Genomic DNA, 24,252 nt, shown 5'->3' on the forward strand with positions numbered 1-24,252 from the left:
GCAGCAAAGCGGACGGCCTGGCCGTCGGACCGGGCGGCGAGCGGGCCGTGGGTCAGACCGGGCACGAGGAGGCTCGTCAGCACGGTCATGGTCATCACCTGCGCGACGAGGCCGCGGGACCACCGGCGACGAGGTGGGACCAGAGCGACCGGTCAGGCGGTCGGCCGGTGGACCACTCGGCCGAGTGCGCGCGGCAGTGCCGCCCGGGAGGAGATGTCGAGCTTGCGGTAGATACGCCCGAGGTGGGTTTCGACCGTCCTGATGCTGACGAAGAGCTGCTCTGCGATCTCCTTGGTGCGTTTGCCCCCTGCCGCCAGTTCCGCGATCTCCCGCTCCCGCTCGGTGAGAAGGACCATCGTCGCCGGGGTGCTCGCGTCCTGCGTCGTTGCGACCGCCGTACCGGTGGCGGCGCAGGACGCCGGCAGCAGGGACCTGACCTTTGCCGCCTCCTCAAGGATCCGCTGTGCGCCACAGGCCCGAGCCGCTTTTCCCGCCATGTCGAGCCACTCCATCGCCGGCTGGGTGCCATGGGCCGCGTGGACCGAAGGCGCCCCGGTCACCAGGGTCCAGGCGTGTTCCACCGGCAGGCCCGCGCGGCGGAACGACTCCGCAGCCTCGTGAAACAGCCCTGCCGCCAGGTGGTGTTCTCCCTCGGCGGCGTGGAGCGCGGCCCGGGCTCTGCGCACGTGTTGCTGTTGCAGCGGCAGTCCCAACTGCTCGGCCACGGCCTCCCCCGTCCTGGCCCAGTCGCGTGCGGCGTCGATGTCACCGCAACGCAGTGCAGCGACGGAGGCGAGGGCCAGAAGAGAGGGCTGCCAGGCCCGCAGCAACCGCTGCAGTTGCGGGCCGCCCTCCTCGACGAGGGTGCGCAGACAGCCTGCCGGGTCCCCGCCGAGGAACTGGGCGTGGGCGCGCAGGCCGACCGCTACGGCTGCCCGCCAGCCCCGCTTGCGCAAGGCGAGGGAAAGTCCTTCCCCGGCGAGTTCGAGCAGCCTTTCGGTGTCCCGCCGTGGGCGTGTCCACAGCAGCCCCGTCGCCCGCAGGATCATGGCGATTCCGGCGGCTTCGTCGGCCCCGCTCATCCGGGCTAGCAGCTCGGCCTCCCCGGCACGGCGACAGAGCGACTCCAGACGCCCCGTCAGCTGGTCGAGATGGCACAGGGCCACCAGTTGGTTGATCCGGATGAACCTCCGGGTGGCACCCGTGGTTGCCTGCAGTCCTCGTTCCAGATGCCGGTAGGCGTCATGGAACCGCTCCTGGAACAACTCCGCGCAGCCGAGCATCGCCAGGACGTCGGGCATGGTGACGGCAGCGGCGTCCGGCAGGGCGTCCACGATCCGCGCACACTTGGTGACCTCGGCGACTGCCTCGGGCAGCAGCCCGAGCTGCGTATCGCCGAGGGCGCCCAGGGCCCTCAGGTAGGGCACCGCCGGGCCGACGGCTCCGGCAGCCTCCGCCGCCTCGCGGACCACGTCACGTGCTTCGCCGTAGGCGCCCCGGAACAACTGCACTCGCCCGTATGTGGTGATCAGTTCGGCCGCCGGCGCCGGCAGCGGAACCGGCAGTGGGCGGGGTACGAGGACCAGTGCCGTCCGGACCACTGCTTCGGCCTCCTGGTGGCGGCCCAACAACCGCTCCAGTTCTCCGCAGACGGCGTAGGCGCTCAGCCGCAGGTCCTCGGAGAGATCCGACTGGTGCCGGAGCAGATCGTGTACCAGGGAACGGGCTTCCTGCAGGCGGCCGACGGCACTGAGGGCCCGGCAATAGTCGAGCACCAGAACGACCCGGGGAGCGCTGATCCTGTCCCCGGCGGGCAGGTGTTCCAGCGCCAGGCGCAGCCAGCGGGCAGCGACGGCCGGGGACTTGGCCATCGCCTCCGCCGCACCCTCGACCAGAACCTGCCGGGCCTCCGCACTGCCCGCGCCCACCAGGTGCTCGGCCTGTCGGGCGCGTCGGAGCGCCGACGCTCCTCGCGTGGTGAGCAGATCCAGGGCCCGCCTGTGGGCGTTGACGCGCAAGGACGGCGGAGCGTGTTCCAGGGCGACGTGGCCGAGCACCGGGTGCCGAAAGACGTAGCCGCCGCCCCAGGGCAGCGGCCGTATCAAGTCCGCTTCGACCAGTTCGGTGAACGCTCCGAGGGTCCGTTCCAGGCCGAGATCGGAGACCGCAGCGATGTCGTCCGGCAGGAAAGGATCGCCGAGAACGGCGGCGACCTGGACCGAGAGCGCGGCGTCAGCGGTGATGGAGTCCAACTCGGTGACGACGGAGGCGGCCTCCCGCAGCATGCCGTCCCGGTCCGGACCGGGACTCAGCGGCCACTCGTCCGGGTCCCACCGCGCCGCGACCAGGATCCGCAGCATCCGCGGGTTGCCGCCGGAAGCGGCGTGCAACTGCTCGGCGTAGGTGCCGTCGACCACGGGTGCCGGGAAGGCGCGCCACTCGGTGTACGCATGGTCACGCGCCGAGTGGGAGAAGGCGTGCCGGGAGGTGGTGTCAGTGTGAGACCCCCTGCTGCCGAGCAAGGTGGATATCGCCCGGAGGTCCAAGGAGGACGGGGACAGGCGGATGACCGAGCCGGTCTCGACTCCGTGTTCGAGCGCTTCTCTGAGTACCGGGCTGGACTGCCACGGGCGGTGCGCCAGCGCCAGGACGAACGGGCCGGGCGGAGGTGTCCGCACGAGCTGCGCGATCAGTCTCGCGGACTGCTCGTCGCACAGATGCACGTTGTCGAGAACGAGCACGCCGCCGCGCCGGGCCGCCCAGCGCCCCAGTACGCTCCGCACCTCGGCACCCGCCCCGGCGCCGAGCTCCCGGGCGATCGGGGAATCCCGCACCTCCAGGGCATCCAGCACCTCTCTGATGACCTGGCCGGGTTGTGTCGTACCGCGCGCGGCGTGGGCTCGCGCCACCAGTGCCCCTGACCCGGCTGCCCGCTCGGCGAGCAGGGCGAGCAGGGTGGTCTTGCCGATCCCCGGCTCACCAGTGACCTCCAGGACCGTTCCCTGGCCGTCGGTCAGATCCTGTACGACCGCGGAAAGACACTCGATCTGCGTGTGTCTGCCAACGAGAACGGCGCCGTTCTCATGGGCCGGATCCTTGGGGGGCAAGTGATCCTCTCCCTTCCCATGGATGCGCACACGAGCGCCAGGAGCCTCTGTTGTCGATTCGGATATTAGGCCATAACGTTGGCCGGCTTGTGGCCTGAACGGTGACCTGCGGGAGGGCCGGAGTCGGCAACTACCCCAGCTCGGCAGTGCTTTCGTGTGGCACTGGAGAAGGCCGTGCCGCTGCGGATCAGTGGGGGCTTCGCCCCGTTTCGGGACTGCACAGCGAGCGAGTGCGCCGGCCGCCTGCACCTCCGCTGCGGGGCACACGGCGCCACGGCCACTCCTGCGGCGGTATACCACTTGGGCGGGGGGACTGGAGCGCACCGCCGGATCTGCCGACCGGAGACCGGCACCGCTGGTGAATCAGCCTTCCGAGCGGGGCACCGGGCTGTACGGAGGCCCTTGCCACGGGGGGAGGTCAGCAAGCCGGGATGCCGTCCGGCCTCATGCTGATCATCTACTGACCCCGGCACAGCATTCACGGCTCCGACCTGCAGAAAAACCGAGACGCTGGATCTTGGGCTTGAACATGGTGCGCAGCATGGAGATACTCTCGGACCTAGGCTCACTGCCTGCGTTTTTGCAGGTCAAGCCCGCGAACGCACGTGACGTTCGCCACTGCCGGCCCGCACGGCCCGGATGTCCGCGCCGGCCGTAGCGCCCCGCCGCACTACACCATCACCGCCCAAGGGCAGGCAGTCGGCTTTCTCATGCCTCGGTGACCGGCCGGCCGGCGACGAAGGGATGGTCGCGCTCGATCAGACCGAGCGGGCCGGCGCCGCCCGGGGAGCCCAGGTCCTCGAAGAACTCGGCGTTGGCCTTGTAGCAGTCCCTCCATTCCTCCGGCACGTCGTCCTCGTAGAAGATCGCCTCGACCGGGCAGACCGGCTCGCAGGCACCGCAGTCGACGCATTCGTCGGGATGGATGTACAAGGACCTGCGGCCCTCGTAGATACAGTCGACCGGGCACTCGTCGATGCACGCCTTGTCCTTGACGTCGACGCAGGGCTGGGCGATGACATAGGTCATGGATCACTCCGTCTAGAGAGTCGCCTTCTCACTGAACTGTGGCTCCAGCATGTATCCGCGTCCCCATACGGTCCGGATGCTGAGGTTCACCATGGAAATGCGGCGCCGCAGGCGCATGATGTGCAGGTCGAGCGAGTTACGGGTGGGCGCGGGGACTCGTTTGGCGAGTTGCTGCTCCAACTCGGCGCGGTAGACGACCTCCTCGTAGTGCTCTATGAACTTCTCCATCAGTTCGACCTGGGCGTTGGAGACGGTGACCGTCTTGTTCCGGAAATACAGGACACCGGTGGAGTCGAGCACCGGAACCTTGCGCGCGTAGGTGCGTTGCTGCAGCGCCCTGACCCGGGCCTGCACGTCCTGGTGGGAGATCGGCGCCCGTATCCAGTCCTCCGACACGTCGGTGCAGATCGGCGGCTGTGCGCCGCCTTCGACGACGAGGAGGCAGGGAATTCCTTCTTTTCGGAGATGGTTGCGGATGCTCGCCTCGGCGGGCCATCGTACGAACTTGACGTGCCGACCGGAGTTCTCCATGTCAACCCCCAAGCGGATCAGCTCAGTACCTTCAACGCGCGCGTGGCGATCTCCCGGCCGATGGGCAGCGATGCGGTGGCCGCGGGTGACGGGGCGTTCAGGACATGGACGAAAGGACCGGAGCCGGTGAACAGGAAGTCCTCCACGAGGGTTCCGTCCGCCAGTACCGCCTGCGCCCGGACACCCGCCGGCGCCCGCTGAAGATCGTGCCGGGTGACGTCGGGGAGCATGCGGCGCACCGCGGCGGTGAACGCCGCCTTGGACGCCGAGCGCCACAACTCACCGATCTCCTGGCGCCAGTGCCGACGGGCCATGTGCCACAGCCCCGGCCAGCCGGCGATCTCGACGGCGTCCCGGGCCCGGAAGTCCCGCCACCGGTAGCCCTCCCTGGCCGACGCGGGGACCGCGTTGGGCCCGACGTGGACCCCGCCGTGCACGTCCCGGGTGAGATGGACGCCGAGGAAGGGGAAGGCGGGGTCCGGCACCGGATACACCAGCCCCCGGACCAGGTCGCGGCTCCGCTCCTTCAGCTCGTAGTACTCGCCGCGGAAGGGGATGATGCGCACGCCGGGGTCGTCCCCGGCCATGCGGGCTATCCGGTCGCTGTGCAGGCCGGCGCAGTTGATCAGCATCCGGGCCCGGACGTCTCCAGCGGTGGTGTGCACGATGACGCCGCCCGGCCCGCGGCCGAGGGAGAGCACCTCGCAGCCGGCGTGGATCTCGGCTCCGTCGAGTCGGGCCAGTTCGACGAGCCTGCGCGCGACCGCCGGGTAGTCCGCCACGCCGGTGGTGCCGATGTGCAGGGCGGCCAGGCCCCGTACGTGCGGCTCGTGCTCGGCGATCTCCCTGGGGCCGAGCGTGCGCACCGGGATGCCGTGCTGCTCGCCGCGCCGGGCCAGGTCGGCCAGCCGCGGCAGCTCGGATGCATCGGTCGCCACGATCAACTTGCCGGTGACCTCGTGCGCGATGCCGTGCTCGGCGCAGAACTTCACCATCTCCTGGGCGCCTTGCAGGGCGAAGCGCGCCTTGAACGACCCAGGGCGGTAGTAGATACCGCTGTGGATCACACCGCTGTTGCGACCGCTCTGGTGGCGCGCGACGGCGGGCTCCTTCTCCAGTACGGCCACGGAAGTGCTGGGCGCGGCCCGGGAGATGGCGTACGCGGTGGACAGACCGACGATGCCGCCACCGATCACGATCACGTCGTAGTGGCTCTGCACAGATGTCTCCTCGTTGGTGGGGGGACGGGCTCTCGCCCGCCGGACACGGGCCGCCTGCGCCGCCCTCCAGGGGTCCCGCTACGGGACCGGCCGGGACAGGGCGGTGAGCCGGTCGCAGGCCGCGGCGGCGTCCGCCCCGGCGGCCGGTCCGAGCGTCTGCCGGATCCGTTCGGCCAGGTGTGCGTGCAGAAGCGGCAGGTGCCGCCCGAGCAGCCGCTCGGCCTCGCCGGTGTCGGGCGGTAGCCCGTGCTGCCGCCAGGTGGCGGCCGCCGTCACCAGGTGGTGGGCGGGCAAGCCCTGGGCGGCGTACCAGGACGCGGCCATGTCGCTGCGCACGACGTCGCCCGTGGCCAGGGTGCGGCAGACGCGGGCGGGCACCAGCACCGCCCGTGTCGCTTCCCGGGCGCCGGCCGCGAGCAGCCGCCGCGGCGACCTCAGCAGCGCCAGGTACGGCTCGGCACCGAACTTGCGCGCGGCGAAGCGTGCGCTCTCGACGACGAGTTCACCATCGTCGGGGCGTGGGCACAGGTGCCGCAGGTCGTGCCCGGTGAGCAGGACACCGTACTCAAGGAAGTCTGCCCGGTCGACCGCCGGGAGACGTCCCGCGCCCTCTCCCCGGCACAGGTGAGGCCAGTCGCTCCAGAAGACCGACAGCCGCTCGGCCAGCAGACGCGCCTCGGGCGGGACCAGGGCGCGGACGTGTTCCACGAGGGCGGTGACGCGTTCGGCCGCGTCGGCCGGCACCTCGTCGAAGACCAGGGCGATGTCGACGTCGCTCACCTCGGGGACGAAGCCGCCGTGGGCCATGCTGCCGAGGGCGAAGACCCCGGAAATCCGGCCCGGAAACCACGGCCCTGCCTCGGCGGCGGCGATCCTCAGCAGCTCCCGACCGGGGCGGTGGGCGTAGGTGAGGCGCGTGCGGATCATGCGATGCCGGCCGGGAAGTCCCCCTCGAAGGCCGGGACCAGCTCCGAGAACCAGGACGCGGCGGGGTCGAACTTCGCGAAGAACGGACGGCCCACCGCATCGGCGTCGCGGCACTGGATGTAGTGCAGGGCGAACACCTTCTCCCCGGCGACCTCCACGACGCCGTCCACACAGACCTTGCCGGAGGTCGTGGACATGGACGGCCCGCGCACCGTGCGGCACAGCCCGCTCACGTCCCGGTAGGCCCGCCGGAAGATCTCGTAGGCGTCGGCGAGAGGAACCTTGAAGTACTCCTGCGGGCCGGTGTCCCGCTCGATGAACATGTAGTACGGCACCATGCCCATGCTGACCTGCTTGCTCCACATCGTGGACCAGACGGCGGGGTCGTCGTTGATGTACCGCATCAGCGGCGCCTGGGTCCGGATGCTCGCCCCCGCGCTGCGCAGCCGCCGCACCGCCTGCTCGACAGCCGGGGTCTGGAGCTCGCGCGGGTGGGAGAAGTGGGCCATGACCGAGAGGTCCTTGCCGGAGCGTGACACCTCCTCGAAGAGCCGCAGCATGTCGTCGGCGTCCGGATCGGTGGTGAACTTGTAGGGCCAGTAGCTGAGCGCCTTGGTGCCGATGCGGATGGAGTCCAGCTGGTCGAGCTCCAGCAGCGGTTCGACGTAGCGGCGCAGCACCCCGGCCCGCATGATCATCGGGTCGCCGCCGGTGAACAGCACGTTGCTCACCTCGGGGTGGTCGGCGAGGTAGCGCTTGAGCTGCTCGATGTCACCGCTGGCCATCTTCAGGTCGGTGTCGCCGATGAACTGGGCCCAGCGGAAGCAGTAGGTGCAGTACGAGTGGCAGGTCTGGCCCTGTTTGGGAAAGAACAGGACCGTCTCGCGGTACTTGTGCTGCACGCCCGGCATCTGCGCGCCCGCGTGGCTGGGGATGTTCAGCTCCAGCTGGCCGGCCGGGTGCGGGTTCAGCCTCCGGCGCACCTCGTTCGCGGCGGCCGTCACCTCCCGGCGTGCGGCTCCCTTGTTCAGCAGGTCGGCGATGCGGGCCACGTCAGCGGGCGGCAGCATGTCCTCCTGCGGGAAGACCAGGCGGTATATCGGGTCGTCCGGCACCGCGCTCCAGTCGATCAGCTCGTCGACGACGTAGCTGTTCGTCCTGAACGGCAGCACCTCGGCCACGGCTCGTACCGCGGTGACCTGGTCGCCCGTGAATCCGGCCCGGCCGACGAGTTCGGCGAGCCGGTTGGAGGTGATGGCGGAGAACACGGGAGCTGCCAGGTCACTCAAGCCCTGCACGACGGTCATGGACGATCCTTTCTTGGGTGGTGGCGGGGCCACCACTGCTTGCGGTGCGGGTGCGCTGGGCGGCGAGGACGACGACGCCCACGGCGAGACCCACGAGTACGGTGGAGGGCCGCAGCGGTTCGTCGAGCAGAACGGCCGCGAAGAGCATGGTGAGTACCGGCTGCAGGAGCTGAATCTGGCCCACCTTGGCCACACCGCCGCTGGACAGGCCCCGGTACCAGGCGATGAACGACAGCAGCGAGCTGCCCAGGGCGAGGTAGACGAAGGCCGCCGCACCGCGCGCGTCCAGGGTCAGCCCCTGCGGCGGCCAGGCGCGGGCCACCACCAGAGCGGCCACGGGGGTTCCGGCGACCAGGGACCAGGAGGTGACCACCCAGCCCGGCACGTCCCGGGCCAGCACGCCTCCCTCCGCGTAGCCGAGGGAGCAGACGACGACGGCCGCCAGCAGTTCGGCGTCGCCGGTGTGCAGACCCCCGCCGAAGCCCAGCGAGAGGTAGCCGAGGACGATCGCGGTGCCCAGCCCGCAGCACACCCAGAACCTGCCGGAGGGCCGTTCCCTGCCCCGGAGCACGGCCATGACCGCGGTGGTGGCCGGCAACAGGGCAACCACCAGGGCGGCATGACTGGCCGACACCGTGCGCAGGGCGTGCGCCGTCAGCAGCGGGAAGCCGATGACGGTGCCCAGGGCGGTGACGAGCACGGCACGCAGCTGGTGTCTAGGTGGCAGCAGTGGCCGGTGCCGCAGGAGCAGTAGGAGTGCCGCGGGGATCACGGCGAGCAGGGCGCGCCCGGGGCCCACGAGTTCGGGCGGGAGGGAACCCACCCCCATGCGGGTCACGGGCAGGGTGAGGCTGAACCCGAGGACGCCCAGGAAGCCGTAGGAGAAGCCCTGGAGGTCTGCGGAAGGGGTGCGTTTCATCAGGGTGAGTGGGTCCGTCCGAGGTGGGGGGTCCGGTCAGGCCAGCTGGGCGCGCAGTTCGTCGGCGCGCACCGGCTGCTCCCAGGGGAAGCCGGTGCGTCCGAAGTGGCCGAAGGTGGCGGTGGGGCGGAAGGGGATGTGGCGCAGGCGGAGCCGGTCGATGGTGGCGTCGACCCGCAGGTCGGTCAGTGAGCGCAGCGCGGCGGTGAGCTTCGTCGGGTCGACGCGCTCGGTGCCGAAGCAGTCCACCTCGAACCACACCGGCTCGGGGCGTCCGATCGCGTAGGCCATGCCCACCTGGCACCGCGCGGCAAGGCCGGCCTCGACCGCGGTCAGGGCGAGCTGACGTGCCACGTAGGCGCCCGAACGATCCACCTTGGTGGCGTCCTTGCCGGAGAAGCAGCCGCCGCCGTGGCGGGCGAGGCCCCCGTAGGTGTCGACCATGAGTTTGCGGCCCGTGAGCCCCGCATCGGCCGCGGTGCCTCCGACTACGAACGACCCGGCGGGGTTGACCTGGACCCACTCGACGGGAAGGTCCCGCGTCGCCAGGACGGGCTTGACCACCTGCTCGGCGCAGAACTCCCGTACCGCTTCGGGCGGTTCCGTGGCGGCGTGCTGGACGGAGAGCACGACCCGGCCGTGCGAGGGTCGGTCGCCGGCCACGACCTCCACCTGCACCTTGCCGTCGGGTCCGAGCCCGACCTGCGGTGCCTGGTCGCGCTGTTCGGCGAGTGTCCTGCTGAGCGTATGCGCCAGCACGCAGCTGAGCGGCAGCCGTTCGGGCGTCTCGTCGCAGGCGTACCCGTACACGATGCCGGAGTCACCGGAGCCGCCCTCGTCGACGCCCGCTCCGATCTCACGCGACTGGTGGTCGAGGACGACCGTGACCGGGCTGCGCGTCGCGTCGATGCCGTGGACAGCCACCTCACGGTAGCCGACGTCGGACAGCACGCCGCGTACCACCGCCTCGACGTCCACCGCCCCGGCGGCGGTCACCTGGCCGGTCACCAGAACGTGGTCCCGGGTGACCATGACCTCGCAGTTGACGCGTGCGTGCGGGTCGGTGGCGAGATATGCGTCGAGTACGGCGTCGGAGACCTGGTCGGCGACCTTGTCGGGATGACCGGGCGTGACGGACTCGGCTATCTGGGACCAGGGGAGGCTGCTGGAGGGCCTGGAGGAGGGCAACGAGGACGACGACGACATGGCAGGGCTCACATTCCGCACCCGCGGGTGCATGGTCGAGGTGAGGGAACGTTCAGAGAAGGTCGCGCAACAGGCCGAGCACCTCGGCGCGTTGGGCCGGCGGGCCGACCGTGAGGCGTACCAGGTCGGGCCGCCCGGGGATCCGCACCGGCCGGATGTACGTGCCCCGCTGTCGCATGGCGTTCGTCACCTCGCCGGTGCGGCCGGGGTCGCCCGGGATCCGGAAGGTCACGAAGTTCGTCTCGGACGGCAGGGGCCGGCAGCCGAGCGCCGCCAGTTCCGCCTGGTAGTGCGTGCGGCCGGCCGTGGTCAGGGCGACCGTCCGGTCCAGGTGCCGGGCGTCGTCGAGGGCCGCGCGTGCGGCCGTCTCGGCGAGCCGGCCGACCGCGTAGTGCTCCAGGCCGCGATCGAGGCCGGCCGTCGTGGTGCGGTCGTACAGGCAGTAGCCCACCCGCAGCCCCGCCAGACCATGGGCCTTGGAGAAGGTGCGCAACCACAGCAGGCGGCGCCCCATGACATCCCGCGCGTCCAGCGGGCGGGTCGCGGCGTACTCGGTGTAGGCCCCGTCGACGACCAGGACGGTGGACTCCGGGAGCCGGTCGGCGAGTCGCAGCACCTCGTCGGCTCCCAGGGCACTGCCCAGCGGGTTGTCGGGTTCGGCCAGGTAGACCAGTGCGGCCCGATGCCGGCGCGCGGCGTCGGCCAGTGCCTCGGCGTCGGCGCGGTCCTGGTGGTAGTCGACGGTGTGGACCACGGCCCCGGCAGCCTCGGCGAAGTGGGCGAACGTCGGATAGGTGCCCGTGGTGGTGACCACCGGCGAGTCGGGGTGCAGCAGCGAGCGGCACACCTGGGCCAGCAGGCCGTCGATGCCCGTCGCCACCAGGATCGCCTCCTCGCTCACCCCGTGCAGGCGGGCCAGGCTCCGGCGCAGCGAGTGGTGCGCGCAGTCCGGATAGCGGTGCGCGTCCTGTGCGGCGGCGACCATGGCCTCGACGGCCGAGGGCGCGGGGCCGAACTCGTTCTCGTTGGTGGACAGGCGCCATCGTGCGGGCAGACCGGTGGAACGTTCTTGCATCTCGATCGACGGAAAGGGATTGGATGCGGCGCGGCTCATCTCAGGTCCACCCGGTGACGGCCTGGACCGGTTCGACGTTCAGCAGGTCGGCGAGGAACTCGTTGTAGCGGCGCATGGCGAGCATCCGCAGCGCCGCGCCCTGCGCGAGCTCCATGCCGGCGGCCGGGTCGTGGCGGACGATCGGGGTGACGACATGGCTCAGCCACTCGGGCCCGTGCTCGGCGTCGCCGGAGACGTGGTTCACGAAGAACTGGAATCCGTCGTGGGGGTCGAGCCCCAGCCGCTGAAGACCTCGTACGACGATGTCGTCACGGTCCACGTCGAACAGCTCGGGCATGGCCAGACTGCCCAGCGCCTTGAGATGGTGGCGGCGGTTGGTGCCGAGCATGAAGTACAGATTGAAGCCGGCGTAGGGGCGCCAGTCCTCCCAGGGCGGCAGGAGCGGCAGCGACGTGCCGAGCCGGTGCAAGGCCTGGGTGAACTGGACGGTGTGGGCCGCCGAGTCGTCGCCGGCGCCGCACTCGTCCCACAGGTGGTGGCCGATCTCCTGTTTGACGCTCTCCATGAAGTGGGTCTGCGCCAGCACCAGGGCGTCGAAGAACCGGTAGTTGAGATAGCCGTCGGCCTGGATGAACCGGGTCATCTCCTTCAGGGTCGCCTTGTGTTCGAGGTGGTCCTCCACCGCCCGGTCGAGCGGGCTGCGCTGCTGGGAGGCGGTGAGGAACCACTGCCTCAGGTAGTGCGGCCGGCCGGCCTCGACGGCTGATGGCAGGCTGCCCTCCAGCGACGCGAGGTCGGCCTCCAGGAGGGCGTCCTCGCACATCGCCCGGAACACGTTGAACCACGCGCTGCGCTCGTGCCGCGCGGCCGGGGCGAGGGGGTGCCCGAGGAGGGTCTCGTAGACCGCGTACAGCGAGCGGTGGACGTCCAGCAGGGCGTCGGGGTCCTGGCTCGCGATCCCGGCTTCGAGCCGGTCCTGCGCGGTGCGCAGGAGTGCCCTGCTGTCGTCGCCGCGGCCCTGGAGGTCCAGCGGACCGTCCAGGCAGCGGGCGAGCCGGTGTTCAACCGTGTGCCGCGCCGTCTGCGAGGGGTCTCGCAAAGGCGGCCGCATCGACGGGATCCGTTGTCTGTCGACGACGCTACGGACGGTGTCGCACATGCCTCGTCTCCTGCCGTGGGGGGGGCGGTGTGGTAATGGGATGCGGCTCTGGGCCGGTCATTCGGGGTCGGGATACGTGACGTGCTCGCCGCGCCAGTTCACGAAGCCGAGCAACCGGACGCCGTCGGAGTCCTGTTCGTGCCTGGGGTGTTCGTCCGCGTCGTGCAGCGGCACGGTGTACTTCCCGGTCGGATGCGGCAGGACGTACTCGGGGACGGCGGGGTTGGACATGTGGCGTTTCATGGACCGGACGATCCTGCGGCCCTCGTCCACGGGGACCCAGAACAGCTCGGCCTTCGGGCTGCGGGGCATGAAGTGGTACAGGTAGCCGGCGTGCACGCCCAGCCGGTACAGGGACATGGACAGCTCCCGCATCGTCTCGGGGCACGCGTTGACGCCGCGCAGCAGGGGCACGTTGGAGAACACGAGGGGGACCGCGCTCTGCAGCCGGCGCAGGGCCTCGACGAAGGCCGGGGTGATCTCGTTGGGGTGCGTGATGTGCAGGCCCAGCGCCTGCACTTCGTGCGCCCGCAGCGTCTGTGCCAGCGTTTCGGTGACCCGGAACGGGTTGAAGGTGAGGCTGCGGGTGTGGATGCGGACGACCAGCTCGGGACGGACCTCCCGGAGGTCCGCCAGCACCCCGGCGAGCTGTTCGTCGCTGTGCATGAACGGCTCGCCGCCGCTGAGGATCACCTCCTCCACCTCGGCGTGGTCCGCGAGGTAGTCCAGCGTCTGGAGCCAGTGGCGCCGCTCGAAGGACGGCTTCGACGAGTTCCGTTCGAGGGTGCGCAGTGCCTCGTAGCAGAACTGGCAGTACGCGTGGCAGATGTTGGAGTACCGGATGATGACCCGGTTGCCGTACTTGTGCTGGGCGACCGGGGTCACCATCTCCTCGTCCAGTTCCCAGTTCTCGCTCTCCCCGTCGTAGCCGTAGGGGTCGGCACGCTCCGGGGCCGAGGGACAGACCTGGCGCCACAGCGGGTCGTCTTCGAGGGGACGCAGCCGGTCGCCGTCCGTGCGGATCAGGCTGAGGTAGTAGGGCGTCACCTGGAACCGACGGGTCGAGGCGTGGGCGTCGATCTCCCGGAGCACCTCGGGCGGGCACCCGGGAAAGTACTCCTTGATCGCGCCGGCGCTGCGGACGGCGTGGCGCTGCTGCCACTTCCAGTCCTTCCAGCCGGCCGGGCGGGCCACCGCTTCCTTGGGGGCGAGGGGCATAGGGACTCTTCTCTGGGCACGTCGGGACGGGACGTCGGACGGCGACGGCGATCGCGCGCCCGGTCTCACACGATGCGGACGGCCGCGGTCACCGGCTCGTCGCGGAGCGCCTGGGCGGCCGCACAGGCGGCCCTGCGCCGCAGTTCGGTCATCGACTCGACGGAGTAGAAGGCGGAGTGGGGGGTGAGGAGGGCCCGGGGATGTCCGCGCAGCCAGCCGGCGACGCCCGGTTCGTGCTCGGCGACGTCCAGTCCGACGGCCGCCGGCCGGCCGCGGTCCAGGACCTGGCGCAGGGCGTCCTCGTCCACGACCGCGCCGCGTGAGGTGTTGATCAGGACGGCCCCCGGCGCGAGTGCCTCCAGAGCGGCTCGGTCCATCATGTGCTCCGTCTCCGGGCTGAGAGGCACGTGCAGGCTCACGACCTCGCAGGCCGCCAGCAGCTCGTGCAGGCTCCAGAAGCGCGTCCAGCCGTGAGCCTTCTCGGTGCCGGGGTGGACGTAGGGATCGTAGAAGCCGATGCGCATGCCGAAGGACGCGGCCCGGCGGGCCACCGCCTGCCCGATGCGTCCGCAGCCCACCAGACCCCAGGCGGCGCCGCGCAGTCGGCGCACGCCCTCGGCCCGCCGCCACTCCCATCCGCCGTCGCGCACATGCGCGTCGAGTTCCCGGACACGGCGTACGGCGTTCAGGGCGAGGGCCAGCGTGTGGTCCGCGACCTCGTCGACGCCGTAGTCGGGTACGTGGTAGACGGCCACTCCGCTCGCCCGGGCGGCCTCGGTGTCCACGTGGTCGTGGCCCACGCTCGCGCAGACGACCACGCGGCAGGAGGAGTTGAGCGCGAAGAACTCGGCCGTGAGGGAGATGCGATGCCACAGGATGATGCACTCCGGGGCCCGGCGCGCCAGTTCGGGCACCTCGCTCTGGGACAGGACCCGCAGCCGGACGTCGATCCCGCTGCCGGCCTCCCGCTGTTCGAGGTCGGTGCTGTCGACATAACCGCCCTCTGGGGCGTCGACGACCGCCACGACCCGGGGTGCGTTCGGCGCGGGTGCCGGTCCCCGCTGTAGATCACGGCTGTCGGTGTGCGATCGGCTCACGTCGTGCCTCCGCTCGTTCGGTCTGCCCTCTCCTGCCTGCCGCCCGCCGTGCGGGAGCGCTTCCGTGGACGGCGCTCCTGCACCCGGCGCCGGTCAGACCGGGGTGCACCAGTCCGCGTGGCCGGGCAGCCGGCCCGACGTGGCGTCCTCGTACGCCTCGACGACGGTCTTGGTGACCGGCCCGCAGCCCGCGGACGTGGTCGGCCGGTCGTCGACGGAGGCCACGGGGACGACGCCGATGGCCGTGCCGGTCAGGAAGATCTCGTCTGCGGTGTACGCCTCCGCCCGCGCGATCCGGCGTTCGACCACCTCCAGGCCCGCTTCGGCGGCCAGCGTCATGGCCGTGGAGCGGGTGATGCCGGGCAGGATCCCCTCGCTGACCGGGGGCGTGTGCAGGACACCGTCCTTGACGAGGAAGAAGTTGGCCGCCGAGCACTCAGCGACATGGCCGGTGTCGGTCAACAGCAGCGCGTCGTCGTAGCCGGCCCGCTGGGCGCCGATCTTGGCCATGCAGGAGTTGATGTAGGCGCCGGTCGCCTTCGCCTGCGGCGGGATGGCGTCCTGGTGGTTGCGCCGCCAGCCGCTGGTCATCACCCGGCAGCCCCGCGCCAGCGCCTGCCGGTCCACGTAGTCGGACCAGGGCCAGGTGGCGATGGCCACGCGGGCCGCCGACAGATCCAGCGAGACGCCCATGCTGCCATAGCCGAGGTAGATGTTCGGCCGTATGTAACAGGGCTGCGAGCCGTTCTCCTTGACGAGGGAGACGATCGCCTCAGCGATCTCCTCATCGGAGTACGGGACCTCCATCATGTACACCCGTGCCGAGTTGCGCAGCCGGGCTATGTGGTCGTCGATCCGGAAGACCGCCGTGCCGTCGGCCGTGCGATGGGCGCGCATGCCCTCGTAGACAGCCCAGCCGTAGTGCAGGGACGGCGTCAGGAAGTGTATCCGGGCGTCGTCCCAGGGGACGAACTCGCCGTCCATCCAGATCGACTTGGATCGGGAGAGGGTTACCACGCGAATTCTCCTTGCCCGGCGTCAGGCGATGCCGGTGGTGGGCAGCAGGTTGTCCATGCCGTAGTCGGCCGCCAGGCCGTACAGCCTCTGGCCCGTGCGGGGGTCCAGGGGGATGCCGTGGGCGGCGTTGCGTGCCGCCGTGATGCGCTCCGGGTCGCCCGGCACACGCACCGGTTCGGCGCCCGCGGAGGGGCTGTGCCGCGTGTCGTCCACGAACGTCCGCATACGTTCGTCGAACGCCTCGTCCCCGCCGAAGACGGCCGGGTCCAGGCACATCAGGAAGTGCGCCACCTGGCGGCCCCTGCCGTGAGGGGCGCTCTCGATGTGCTCCAGCTCCCAGTCGAGCGGGGAGCCGGCGAGCACCGCCGTCATCAGGGTGACCACCATGCCCAGTCCCTGGCCCTTGTGCCCGGCGCCGAGGGGCATGAGCGTGGAGACCTGCGCGGCGTCGACGGTGGGGCGTCCCGAAGCGTCCTTGGCCCAGCCCTCCTCCAGCGGTTCGCCCTGACGTCCGCGTTCACGGATCTCCCCCAGGCACACCTGGCTGGTGGCCATGTCCAGGACGAACTCGTGGTCCCCGACGCCCGCGGCCACGCTGATCGGGTTGGTGCCCAGGTGCGCCTTGCTGCCGTTGAAGGGCGCGACCCGCGGCGAGCAGGAGGTCATGACCCAGCCGATCATCCCGGCCTTCGCCATCGCCCGGCTGTACACGGACGCCGCGCCGAAGTGGTTGGAGTTGCGCACCACCACCACGGAGACGCCGAACCGGCTCGCCCTGCGCACCGCTTCCTCGGTTCCTCGCAGGCCGGCCACGATGCCGAGGGCCGAGTCCGCGTCCAGGACGGCGGTGGGTCCCGTCTCCCTGACCACGGTGCAGACAGGCCGCGGGTTGGCGATGCCGTGCTCGATGTCGCTCAGATACTGCGGAAGCAGGCGCAGGCCGTGGGTGCTGATGCCCCGCAGCGAGGTCTGCACCAGCGCGTCCGCCACGGCGGCACTGTCGGCCGGTGCCACCCCGGCGTCCGTGAGGGCGCGGGCGGCGACGGTCTCGGCGACGTCCGGCGCGATGCGGTACTGGTCGGCCACGGGCATGACCTTGTCCATGTGTTCCCTTTCGGGCGAGTTCCCTTGGCGGCGAATTCCCTGTTCGGCTCCGAACCGACGGCTCACTGGTAGGGGATCTCGCCGGACACCTTGACGCTCGACCAGTCGAACTCGATCTGCTCCAGCACATCGAGGTCCTCGAAGACCCGGTGCAGGCCGCTGTAGTCGCGCAGCAGCGCCTTGCGGCCGGCGTCCTGGACGTCCAGCAGCATCTCCTCGCCACCCTTGACGCCGACCAGCTTCATGACGGTCTGCCACGTGCCGTAGTCGTTCGCCGCGTACGCCTCCAGCGCATCGCACAGGGCCTGCAGCAGGAAGCGCTGCTGTTCCTTGTTCAGCTGGGGGTAGAGGACTTTGACCAGTTCGCCGTTGATGGATCCGTGGCAGACCTCGTCGTGGCGGTGCAGCCGGGCGAGGGCCAGGTTCATGGGCTGGATGCCGGGAGCCTTGGCGATCAGTTCGAGGTAGCCGCCGATGCACAGCTCCGTGATGGTGGCGAAGGAGAGCGTGAGGAGACTGCGCTGCCAGCGCTCCGGGGCGTCCGCACTGAGCTGCATGTGCACCCGGGAGTAGTACGGCAGCGGCAGATCGGAGTCCTTGAACGGCTTGCCGCGCCGCTTGCGCGTGATGCCGCTCGCCATGTGGTGCATGAGGGTGTGGTACTGCTCGTCCACCATCGACTGCATCAGCGAGATCTCCAGCGCCTCACCCCACAGTCCGGGGAACTCTCCCTGGAGAATGAGGCTGAACGCCGGGTTGACCACGCGCTGTTCGGAGAACATCGTGTTCCGGTTCAGCGCGATCATCGCCCAGCTCAGGATCTCCCCCTGCTGCTCGGAAGACAGCTCCCGGTAGGTGGGGTGGTCCTTGAACGGCACGATCGTGTCGGGGTAGTCCGGGAGTTCCGGATCGAAGAGATCGAGCAGGTCGGGGTCGTCCCGCTTGACCGTGGCGCGCTTCTCCCAGTTCAGGGCGAGCCGCTGGATGACCGGGTTGTCCACCGCGTCGAAGAGCACGGTGCCGAAGTTTCCGGTGCTGCCTTCCTGAGGATCGGTGATCACAGGGGTGCTTCCTCTCTGTTGCTGATCCGGGCCGGTGCGGCCCCTGTCCGCCTAGGCGCCGACGAAGAAGCGGGTCAGGTGCCGGCGCTGGTCGGTGTAGGAGCTGCGGCCGTGGAACATCCGGCGGTTGTCCCAGATCAGCAGCGCGTGGTCCGGGACGAGCACCGGCAGGTGGTTGTCGTTGAAGAACCTGGTGCCGTGCTCGGCGAGGGCGATGCCCTCCTCGCCCAGGGGCAGACGGTCGACGAAGACGTCCCGGCCGAGGTCGGGTGTGTAATCTCCGAACGTGAGGTGGGTGTAGCTGAACCGGATCACCTCGGTGCCGTCCACGTCACGCGAAACCATCGGCTTGTGGACCGTCCACTCGGCCTCGCCGTCCTTTCCCTGCGTTCCATAGGCGCCGGGGAAGTCGGTTTCCACGTCGTACATCAATTCCCGCTCGCGGTCGCTGAGATCAGCGAGGAACTTGCGCCCGTCGCAGATCGTCGTGTGCCCGCCTCCGCACCGGGCCTGCGCGTGGCAGTAGAGGGCCAGGTACTGCGGGACGGGGTCCCAGCCCGGCGCCTCGGTGTGGACGTATATCTCCCTCGAGGTCTTGGAGTGCAGCAGATCCTCGAATCCGGGGGTGACCACGATTTCGTGCGACTTGCGGCCGTCGTACTGCGGCAGGATGCTGCCCAGCCCGCTCAGCAGCTTCTCGGCGTTCTCGGTGGAACCCACGTTCTCGATGACGATGTATCCGTCCCGGTCGAGCACCGAGCGGAGTTCGTTGATGTCCCGCACGTCGGAAGTGGTCAATCGAATCACTCCTGGTTCACTGTGAATGGCCGTCGAAAAGCCGCACGATGGCGCGCACGGTCGTCGACGACCGCGTTCTGCCCGGTGATCAGGGCGGTGGCAGGCGCACGACGCTGACGTGGGCACACCCGGCGGGCAGTCGAATCCGGCCGGGGCGGCTGAATTCGGCCTGGGTGGCCGGTCCTTGAAGAGGCGATCAGGCCAGACCGGGAGGGGCGTCCGGGTGGTTTCCGGAACCGGTCACCACCAACTGCCCGCCACTTTTTGCCAATAGGTCACCCAACGTCCTTGCGATTGCGACGACGGGACCCGTCCAGCCAATTCTGGCCTGCCCCACTGATTGAATTCTGCTCAAAGCCGGGGCGGCTGACCACAGGTGTTCGAGGACTATGTCAGGTCAGTGAAAATCGGCGCCGGTGAGGTCGAGGAGGGGCCGTGCCTTGACGGCGGTCTCCTTGAACTCCGCCATCGGATCCGACAGCGCTATGACGGCTCCGCCGACTCCGTAACGAATACGGCCGGGGGTGACCACGGCCGTGCGTATCACGACGCTCAGATCGGCTGCACCGGTCAGCGAGAAGTAGCCGATGGCGCCGGAGTAGATGCCACGCGGGCCGGCTTCGAGCTTGTCGATGAGCTGCATGGTGCGGATCTTCGGGGCGCCGGTCATGGAACCGGGCGGGAAGGCGGCGCGCACCCAGTCCACCGAACTGCGGCCCGCCGAGAGCCTCGCCCGGATCCGGCTCGTCAGCTGGTGCACCGTCGCGTAGGTCTCGACCTGGAAGAGGTCGGCCTCGACCGAACCGATCTCGGCGCACCGGCCGAGGTCGTTGCGGACCAGGTCGACGATCATCAGGTTCTCCGCGCGGTCCTTCTCCTGAGTCCGCAGATCCTCGGCCAGGTCGGCGTCCTGCGCCGGGGTCGCGCCGCGCGGACGCGTCCCTTTGATGGGCCTCGAGTCGGCCTTGCCGTCCGCCGAGATGTGCAGGAAACGCTCGGGCGAGGTGCTGAGCACAGACAGCGGCCCGAAGCTGAGCAGCGCCCCGTAGGGCGCGGGGCTGTTGCGGCGCAGGAAGCGGTAGCCCTGCCAGGGGTCCAGGTCGAGGTGCACCTCGGCCATGTTGGTCAGGCACACCTCGTACGTCTCGCCCGCGGCTATCTCGCGTCGGCAGTCGGCGATGAGCCGGAGGTAGGTGTCGCGGTCGTGCCGCAGCCGCAGTTCGGCGGGCCCAGCCGGAGCCGGTACGTCCTCGGCGGCAGGGCCGGCTGCCAAGGCCGCGAGCTCGTCCTGGGCGAAGCGCAGCCAGGCGCGTGCCGCCGTCTCGTCGCCGTCCGGCGCCAGGGCCAGCAGCTGGACGGTGCCCGCCAGGTGGTCGAAGACCAGCGCGCGGCCGGCGAAGACCATGACGGCATCGGGCTCCTTCGACCGGTGCGCCGCGTCCCCGCCGCACTGGGCCTTCAGCTCGTAGCCGAGGTAGCCGACCCAGCCGAGGGCGAATCCGCAGTCGAGCGGCGGAACCTCTACGCGGATCGAGCGGAGGTCGCGATCGAGCCATTCCAGGAGCCCGCTCTGGACCACGCGCGTGCCCTCGGCGGACCGGACCGTCACGGTACCCGCGTTCACATCGGCCTGTGCCACTCGGGCGAGCGGGCCTGACGCGTCCCCCATGACGGAGAACCGCCCCGTGTCCATGTCGGATCTGCTGCTGTCCAGCCAGAAGGCGTACTCCCCGCCCCGGAAGAGGCGGTCGTAGGCGACCTCGGCGTCGCAGGGCACGGGGAGTTGCTCGGCCAGGACCCGCAGCGAACGGGGCCGTCGCCGGTCCTGCTCCGGCTCCACGTCCTGGGCCCCACCGGCACCGATGACTGCCTCGGCGGCGGATCCGGCACCCGCGTCGTGGGCCGCGTCGGCGGCCGGGGGCGCTGGGGCCCGTCCCGAGATCTCCACCCGCTCCGCCGCGCGGCTCGCGCGCCATGTCCGGCTCAGGTGCATGAAGTTGGCGAGCAGGTCGTGCCCGTGCCGGGTCAGGATCGACTCGGGGTGGAACTGCAGGCCCCACATCGGCCGGTCGCGGTGCTCGATGCCCATCAGGACGCCGTCAGGTGTCCGGGCGACGGCCCTGAGCTCCTCGGGGAGGTCGGTCACGGCCAGCGAGTGGTAGCGCACCACCTCGAACGGCGACGGGAGTCCGGCGAACAGCCCGGTGCCGTCGTGCAGCACGGGCGAGAGGCGGCCGTGCCTGGGCTCCGGCGCCCGGGACACGGTGGCGCCGTGCGCCAGGGCCAGTCCCTGGTGGCCGAGACACACACCCAACAGGGGCAGCCGCGCATGCTCGACGATCTCCCGGCAGATCCCGAAGTCGGCGGCGACCGCCGGATCTCCGGGCCCCGGCGAGAGGACGACGCTGTCGAACGAGTCGAGCATGCCGCGGTGCCAGGAGGGGTCGTCGTTGCGGATCACCACCGGCTCCTGTCCGCTCACCTCCGCCAGGTAGTGGTGAAGGTTGTAGGTGAAGGAGTCATAGTTGTCGACAAGGAGCGTGCGCATGGTTCTTTCCGTGACGTCAGTCGACAACAACGATCTCCAGGAGTAGGTGCTCAATCCTCTCCTCGCCCTCCAGGAAGCTGCGGCCGTCCAGCACACGCAGCGTCCGGCCGCACTCGGCGGCCATGTCGCGGAGCAGGGAGAGGTCGCCGCGGTCGCTGAACTGGAGCAGGGCCGAGCCGCCCTCGGTCAGCAGGCCCGGGGCCTCGACCAGGTAGCGCCGGTGCGCTCGGTAGCCCGGATCCACGTACGCCCGCTCGTGATCGGTCTCGTACCGGTAGTCGTCGGGCGCGAGAACGAAGTTGGAGTGCCAGTAGACGGTGTCGAAGCGCTCAGCGGGGTCCAGTGCCGAGAACAGGTCGCTGTGGACCACTCTCACCCGGTCCGCCATGCCGTGGCGCGCGGCGTTGATCTCCGTGTTGCGCACGGCGTCCGGGTTGATGTCGGTGGCGACCACTCGCTCACAGCCCGCGAGGGCGGCCGACACCGCGATGATCCCGGTTCCGGAACCGATCTCCAGGAACGATCCGTTGCGCCGCCAGAAATCGGGCTCCTCGTCGCCGACGAGCCCGAGAACCTCCATCGCCACCCTGGTCGTCGCCGAGAACACGGGCGAGAACACGCCACCCAGGACGCCCCACTCTCTGTTCGCCAGTGCAAACATCTCCGGCCTGTCCGTCCGTGTCAACGCCTGCCGGCTGCGCTCGAGCGACCGCACATAGCTCTTCAGCTCTGCCATCCGTATCCCTTGTGACCATGAGCGCCGTGCGCGCCGTCTGTCCCCGTGATCGACATATTGACCAGCCCTGACACCTGCCGGAAGGTGCTCGTGCCACAACGCTCGGCCGCTGAAGAGGTGGCCCGGGCACCTGTCCCCGCGCCACGCAGGGCCTGCGCGGCTACCGGAGAGTAGGCATCCGAGTTGCTGAATCGCCTACGCGTACAATGGGGAAGTTCGTCGGAAGCCTGTGGTGGGGGGCACTTGGTGGATTCGGATGACACCTCGGGTGACGCAGGCGCGGAGTCTCCCGCGCTGACCGTTCTCCGCCTCCTCGCCCAGGAAGCCCCGCCCTGGCACTTCGAGGACCTGCTCCGGGAGACGCACCAGAGCAAGCTGACGGAGCGGCAGCTGAGCGGACTGCGGCAGGCCACCCGGCTGGCGCTGGACGTCCGCGCCTCGATGGACAGACAGCGGAAACGGGAAGCCGCCCTCGCGGCGCTGGTCGACGCGGCCCAGGAGATGGCAGACAGTGGCGCCGACATCCTGAAGGCGGTCACCCGCCGCGCACGACTGCTGCTGGACTTCGACATGACGTATGCCAGCCTCCAGCAGGCGGACGGCAGTTCGTACGTGCAGCACACCGACGGCGAGACGACGGCGCTCAGCGTCGGCCTCTCCATGGACAAGGGCATGGGCATGGGCCAGCTGGCCCAGCACAGGCATGCCCCCTTCTGGTCCTCCGACTACCTGGCCGACGACCGGTTCCCGCATGCGCGGGACATCGACGAGGTCGTGCGCTCGGAAGGCCTCCGCGGGATCCTCGCCGTCCCGATGACCCACGGCAAGACGACCCTCGGGGCGTTGTACGGCGCCACGCGGGCCGTACGCCATTTCACTCCCGACGAGGTCAGCCTGATGCGGGCCCTGGCCAACCTGTCGGCCTCGGCCATCGCGGCGGCCCGGCGTCAGGACCTGGCGGACGCCCGTGCGGCCGAGGCGGAGCGGGAGGCGGCCCGTGCCGAGTCCCTGCGGACGCGGCTGAGTTCGGTCTGCGAGGCACAGACCCGGCTCATGGACATGGTGCTCGACGGCTGCGATCTCGGTGACGTCCTGCATACGGCCGCCGAGGCGCTGGGCGGCACCCTGTGCGTACGCGATGCCCAAGGTCGCGTTCCGGCCGCCACCGGGCAGTTGCCCGACCTGAACGAGGCGACGACGGTCAGGGCGCTCGTGGAGGCGCACGCCGGCGACGAGCCCGTGGCCGTCACCGGGAGCGTCTGGGCCACGCGTCTGGGCGCCGGATTGGCGGAACCCGCTGTCCTGCTTCTTGAGGCGCCCCGCGAACTCGGGTCCACGGAACGGCAGTTGCTGCGGGCGGTCGGCCAGGCCGTCGCCCTGGTCCTGCAACGGCAGAGCATGGCGGCCGCTGCGGGACCCGTACGCGACGAGTACCTGGACGACCTGCTCTCGGCTGCCCCGCAGTCCTCGCGCCGGCTGTCCGAACGCGCCCGGCGGCTGAGGATCGACCCCGACGGCGAGCACATCGTCCTGGTCCTGCGGCCGGAGTGCGGAAAGCCGGGCGAGGCGAGCATCTGGGCCTCCTCGTACGCCCATCGGCACGGGGGGATACGGACCGTTCGCGGTGAGTGCCTGGTGCTGTTCCTGCCGGGCGCGGACGCCTCCGCCGTCGCCCGCTCGGCCGCGGCGGAGCTGTCCGCCGTACTCGGGCAACCCGTGACCGGCGGCGCGGCCGGGCCGACCCGGGATCTGTGTTCGGTCAAGGAGGTCTTCGAAGAGGCGCGGCGATGTCTGGACACCCTGACCGCCCTCGGCTGTGCGGGCCGCACCGCGGCGGCGAAGGACCTGGGCTTCCTCGGGCTGCTGCTCTCCGACAAGAACGACGTCGACGGCTTCGTCTCCTCGGCCGTCGGCCCCGTGCTCGACTACGACGCCCGGCGCTCCACCGACCTCGTCGGAACGCTGGAGGCGTACTTCACCTCGGGCGGCAGCCCGACCCGGGCCGCCCAGCTGCTGCACGTCCACACCAACACCGTCATGCGCCGCCTGGACCGGATCGGCGAGCTCCTGGGCTCCTCCTGGCAGGATCCCGCCAACGCGCTGGAGATCCAGCTGGCGTTGCGGCTCCAGCGCGTGAAGGGGTCGGTGCACCGGTAGCCCGGCACACGGCAGGCGCGACCCGCTCACGCCTGC

Annotated in this window: 19 protein-coding genes; 1 reads left to right on the forward strand and 18 read right to left on the reverse strand. The window is 70.3% G+C overall.

The annotated features are described in order from the left end of the window. Positions 1–152: 152 nt before the first annotated feature. From SMIR_RS00125 to SMIR_RS00210, 18 genes are all read right to left on the reverse strand, one after another. Positions 153–3,107, reverse strand: a complete 2,955-nt coding sequence (locus SMIR_RS00125) for a helix-turn-helix transcriptional regulator (RefSeq protein ID WP_212726273.1) — start codon at positions 3,105–3,107, stop codon at positions 153–155. Positions 3,108–3,815: 708 nt separating this feature from the next. Further along, the gene (gene fdxA, locus SMIR_RS00130) at positions 3,816–4,136 is read right to left on the reverse strand and encodes a ferredoxin (protein ID WP_168498436.1); all 321 of its coding nucleotides are present in this window, start codon (positions 4,134–4,136) and stop codon (positions 3,816–3,818) included. Positions 4,137–4,148: 12 nt separating this feature from the next. Then, a complete protein-coding gene (locus tag SMIR_RS00135) occupies positions 4,149–4,667 on the reverse strand; it encodes a winged helix-turn-helix domain-containing protein (RefSeq protein WP_168498434.1) in 519 nt (172 codons plus the stop codon). Between the two features lie 17 nt (positions 4,668–4,684). Next, positions 4,685–5,887 (reverse strand): L-2-hydroxyglutarate dehydrogenase, encoded by a 1,203-nt coding sequence (lhgD, locus tag SMIR_RS00140; RefSeq protein ID WP_168498431.1) that lies wholly within the window; start codon positions 5,885–5,887, stop codon positions 4,685–4,687. A 78-nt stretch (positions 5,888–5,965) separates the two neighbouring features. Beyond that, on the reverse strand, positions 5,966–6,814 hold the full coding sequence (locus tag SMIR_RS00145) for a nucleotidyltransferase domain-containing protein (RefSeq protein ID WP_168498430.1): 849 nt from the start codon (positions 6,812–6,814) through the stop codon (positions 5,966–5,968). After that, on the reverse strand, positions 6,811–8,121 hold the full coding sequence (locus SMIR_RS00150; RefSeq protein ID WP_212726274.1) for a KamA family radical SAM protein: 1,311 nt from the start codon (positions 8,119–8,121) through the stop codon (positions 6,811–6,813). Before SMIR_RS00150 ends, SMIR_RS00145 begins: the two co-directional genes overlap by 4 nt. Beyond that, positions 8,096–9,040 carry a DMT family transporter gene (locus tag SMIR_RS00155; protein ID WP_212726275.1) on the reverse strand — a complete coding sequence of 315 codons (945 nt, stop codon included), beginning with the start codon at positions 9,038–9,040 and terminating at the stop codon, positions 8,096–8,098. The genes SMIR_RS00150 and SMIR_RS00155 overlap by 26 nt, the downstream gene beginning before the upstream one ends. A gap of 36 nt (positions 9,041–9,076) precedes the next feature. Continuing rightward, a complete protein-coding gene (gene metK / locus SMIR_RS00160; protein WP_212726276.1) occupies positions 9,077–10,258 on the reverse strand; it encodes a methionine adenosyltransferase in 1,182 nt (393 codons plus the stop codon). Positions 10,259–10,298: 40 nt separating this feature from the next. Then, positions 10,299–11,321 carry a pyridoxal phosphate-dependent aminotransferase gene (locus SMIR_RS00165; RefSeq protein ID WP_168498422.1) on the reverse strand — a complete coding sequence of 341 codons (1,023 nt, stop codon included), beginning with the start codon at positions 11,319–11,321 and terminating at the stop codon, positions 10,299–10,301. A gap of 40 nt (positions 11,322–11,361) precedes the next feature. Further along, positions 11,362–12,480 (reverse strand): iron-containing redox enzyme family protein, encoded by a 1,119-nt coding sequence (locus SMIR_RS00170; protein WP_168498420.1) that lies wholly within the window; start codon positions 12,478–12,480, stop codon positions 11,362–11,364. Between the two features lie 57 nt (positions 12,481–12,537). Next, positions 12,538–13,698 (reverse strand): KamA family radical SAM protein, encoded by a 1,161-nt coding sequence (locus tag SMIR_RS00175; protein WP_212726277.1) that lies wholly within the window; start codon positions 13,696–13,698, stop codon positions 12,538–12,540. Between the two features lie 65 nt (positions 13,699–13,763). Beyond that, the gene (locus SMIR_RS00180; RefSeq protein WP_212726278.1) at positions 13,764–14,795 is read right to left on the reverse strand and encodes a C-terminal binding protein; all 1,032 of its coding nucleotides are present in this window, start codon (positions 14,793–14,795) and stop codon (positions 13,764–13,766) included. A gap of 93 nt (positions 14,796–14,888) precedes the next feature. Next, on the reverse strand, positions 14,889–15,812 hold the full coding sequence (locus SMIR_RS00185; RefSeq protein WP_249938303.1) for a branched-chain amino acid transaminase: 924 nt from the start codon (positions 15,810–15,812) through the stop codon (positions 14,889–14,891). A 21-nt stretch (positions 15,813–15,833) separates the two neighbouring features. Beyond that, on the reverse strand, positions 15,834–16,916 hold the full coding sequence (locus tag SMIR_RS00190) for an Ldh family oxidoreductase (protein WP_168498414.1): 1,083 nt from the start codon (positions 16,914–16,916) through the stop codon (positions 15,834–15,836). A gap of 62 nt (positions 16,917–16,978) precedes the next feature. Continuing rightward, on the reverse strand, positions 16,979–17,977 hold the full coding sequence (locus SMIR_RS00195) for a diiron oxygenase (protein ID WP_168498412.1): 999 nt from the start codon (positions 17,975–17,977) through the stop codon (positions 16,979–16,981). 51 nt (positions 17,978–18,028) lie between these two features. Further along, positions 18,029–18,775 (reverse strand): TauD/TfdA family dioxygenase, encoded by a 747-nt coding sequence (locus SMIR_RS00200; protein WP_159055269.1) that lies wholly within the window; start codon positions 18,773–18,775, stop codon positions 18,029–18,031. 397 nt (positions 18,776–19,172) lie between these two features. Then, on the reverse strand, positions 19,173–21,323 hold the full coding sequence (gene pabB, locus SMIR_RS00205) for an aminodeoxychorismate synthase component I (protein WP_212726279.1): 2,151 nt from the start codon (positions 21,321–21,323) through the stop codon (positions 19,173–19,175). A 16-nt stretch (positions 21,324–21,339) separates the two neighbouring features. Further along, positions 21,340–22,059 carry a 50S ribosomal protein L11 methyltransferase gene (locus SMIR_RS00210; protein ID WP_212726280.1) on the reverse strand — a complete coding sequence of 240 codons (720 nt, stop codon included), beginning with the start codon at positions 22,057–22,059 and terminating at the stop codon, positions 21,340–21,342. A gap of 246 nt (positions 22,060–22,305) precedes the next feature. Here SMIR_RS00210 and SMIR_RS00215 point away from each other — a divergent pair, with 246 nt between their 5' ends. Then, positions 22,306–24,216 carry a helix-turn-helix domain-containing protein gene (locus tag SMIR_RS00215; protein WP_249938595.1) on the forward strand — a complete coding sequence of 637 codons (1,911 nt, stop codon included), beginning with the start codon at positions 22,306–22,308 and terminating at the stop codon, positions 24,214–24,216. Positions 24,217–24,252: the final 36 nt, after the last annotated feature.

The organism is Streptomyces mirabilis (assembly GCF_018310535.1).
Taxonomy (GTDB): Bacteria; Actinomycetota; Actinomycetes; order Streptomycetales; family Streptomycetaceae; genus Streptomyces.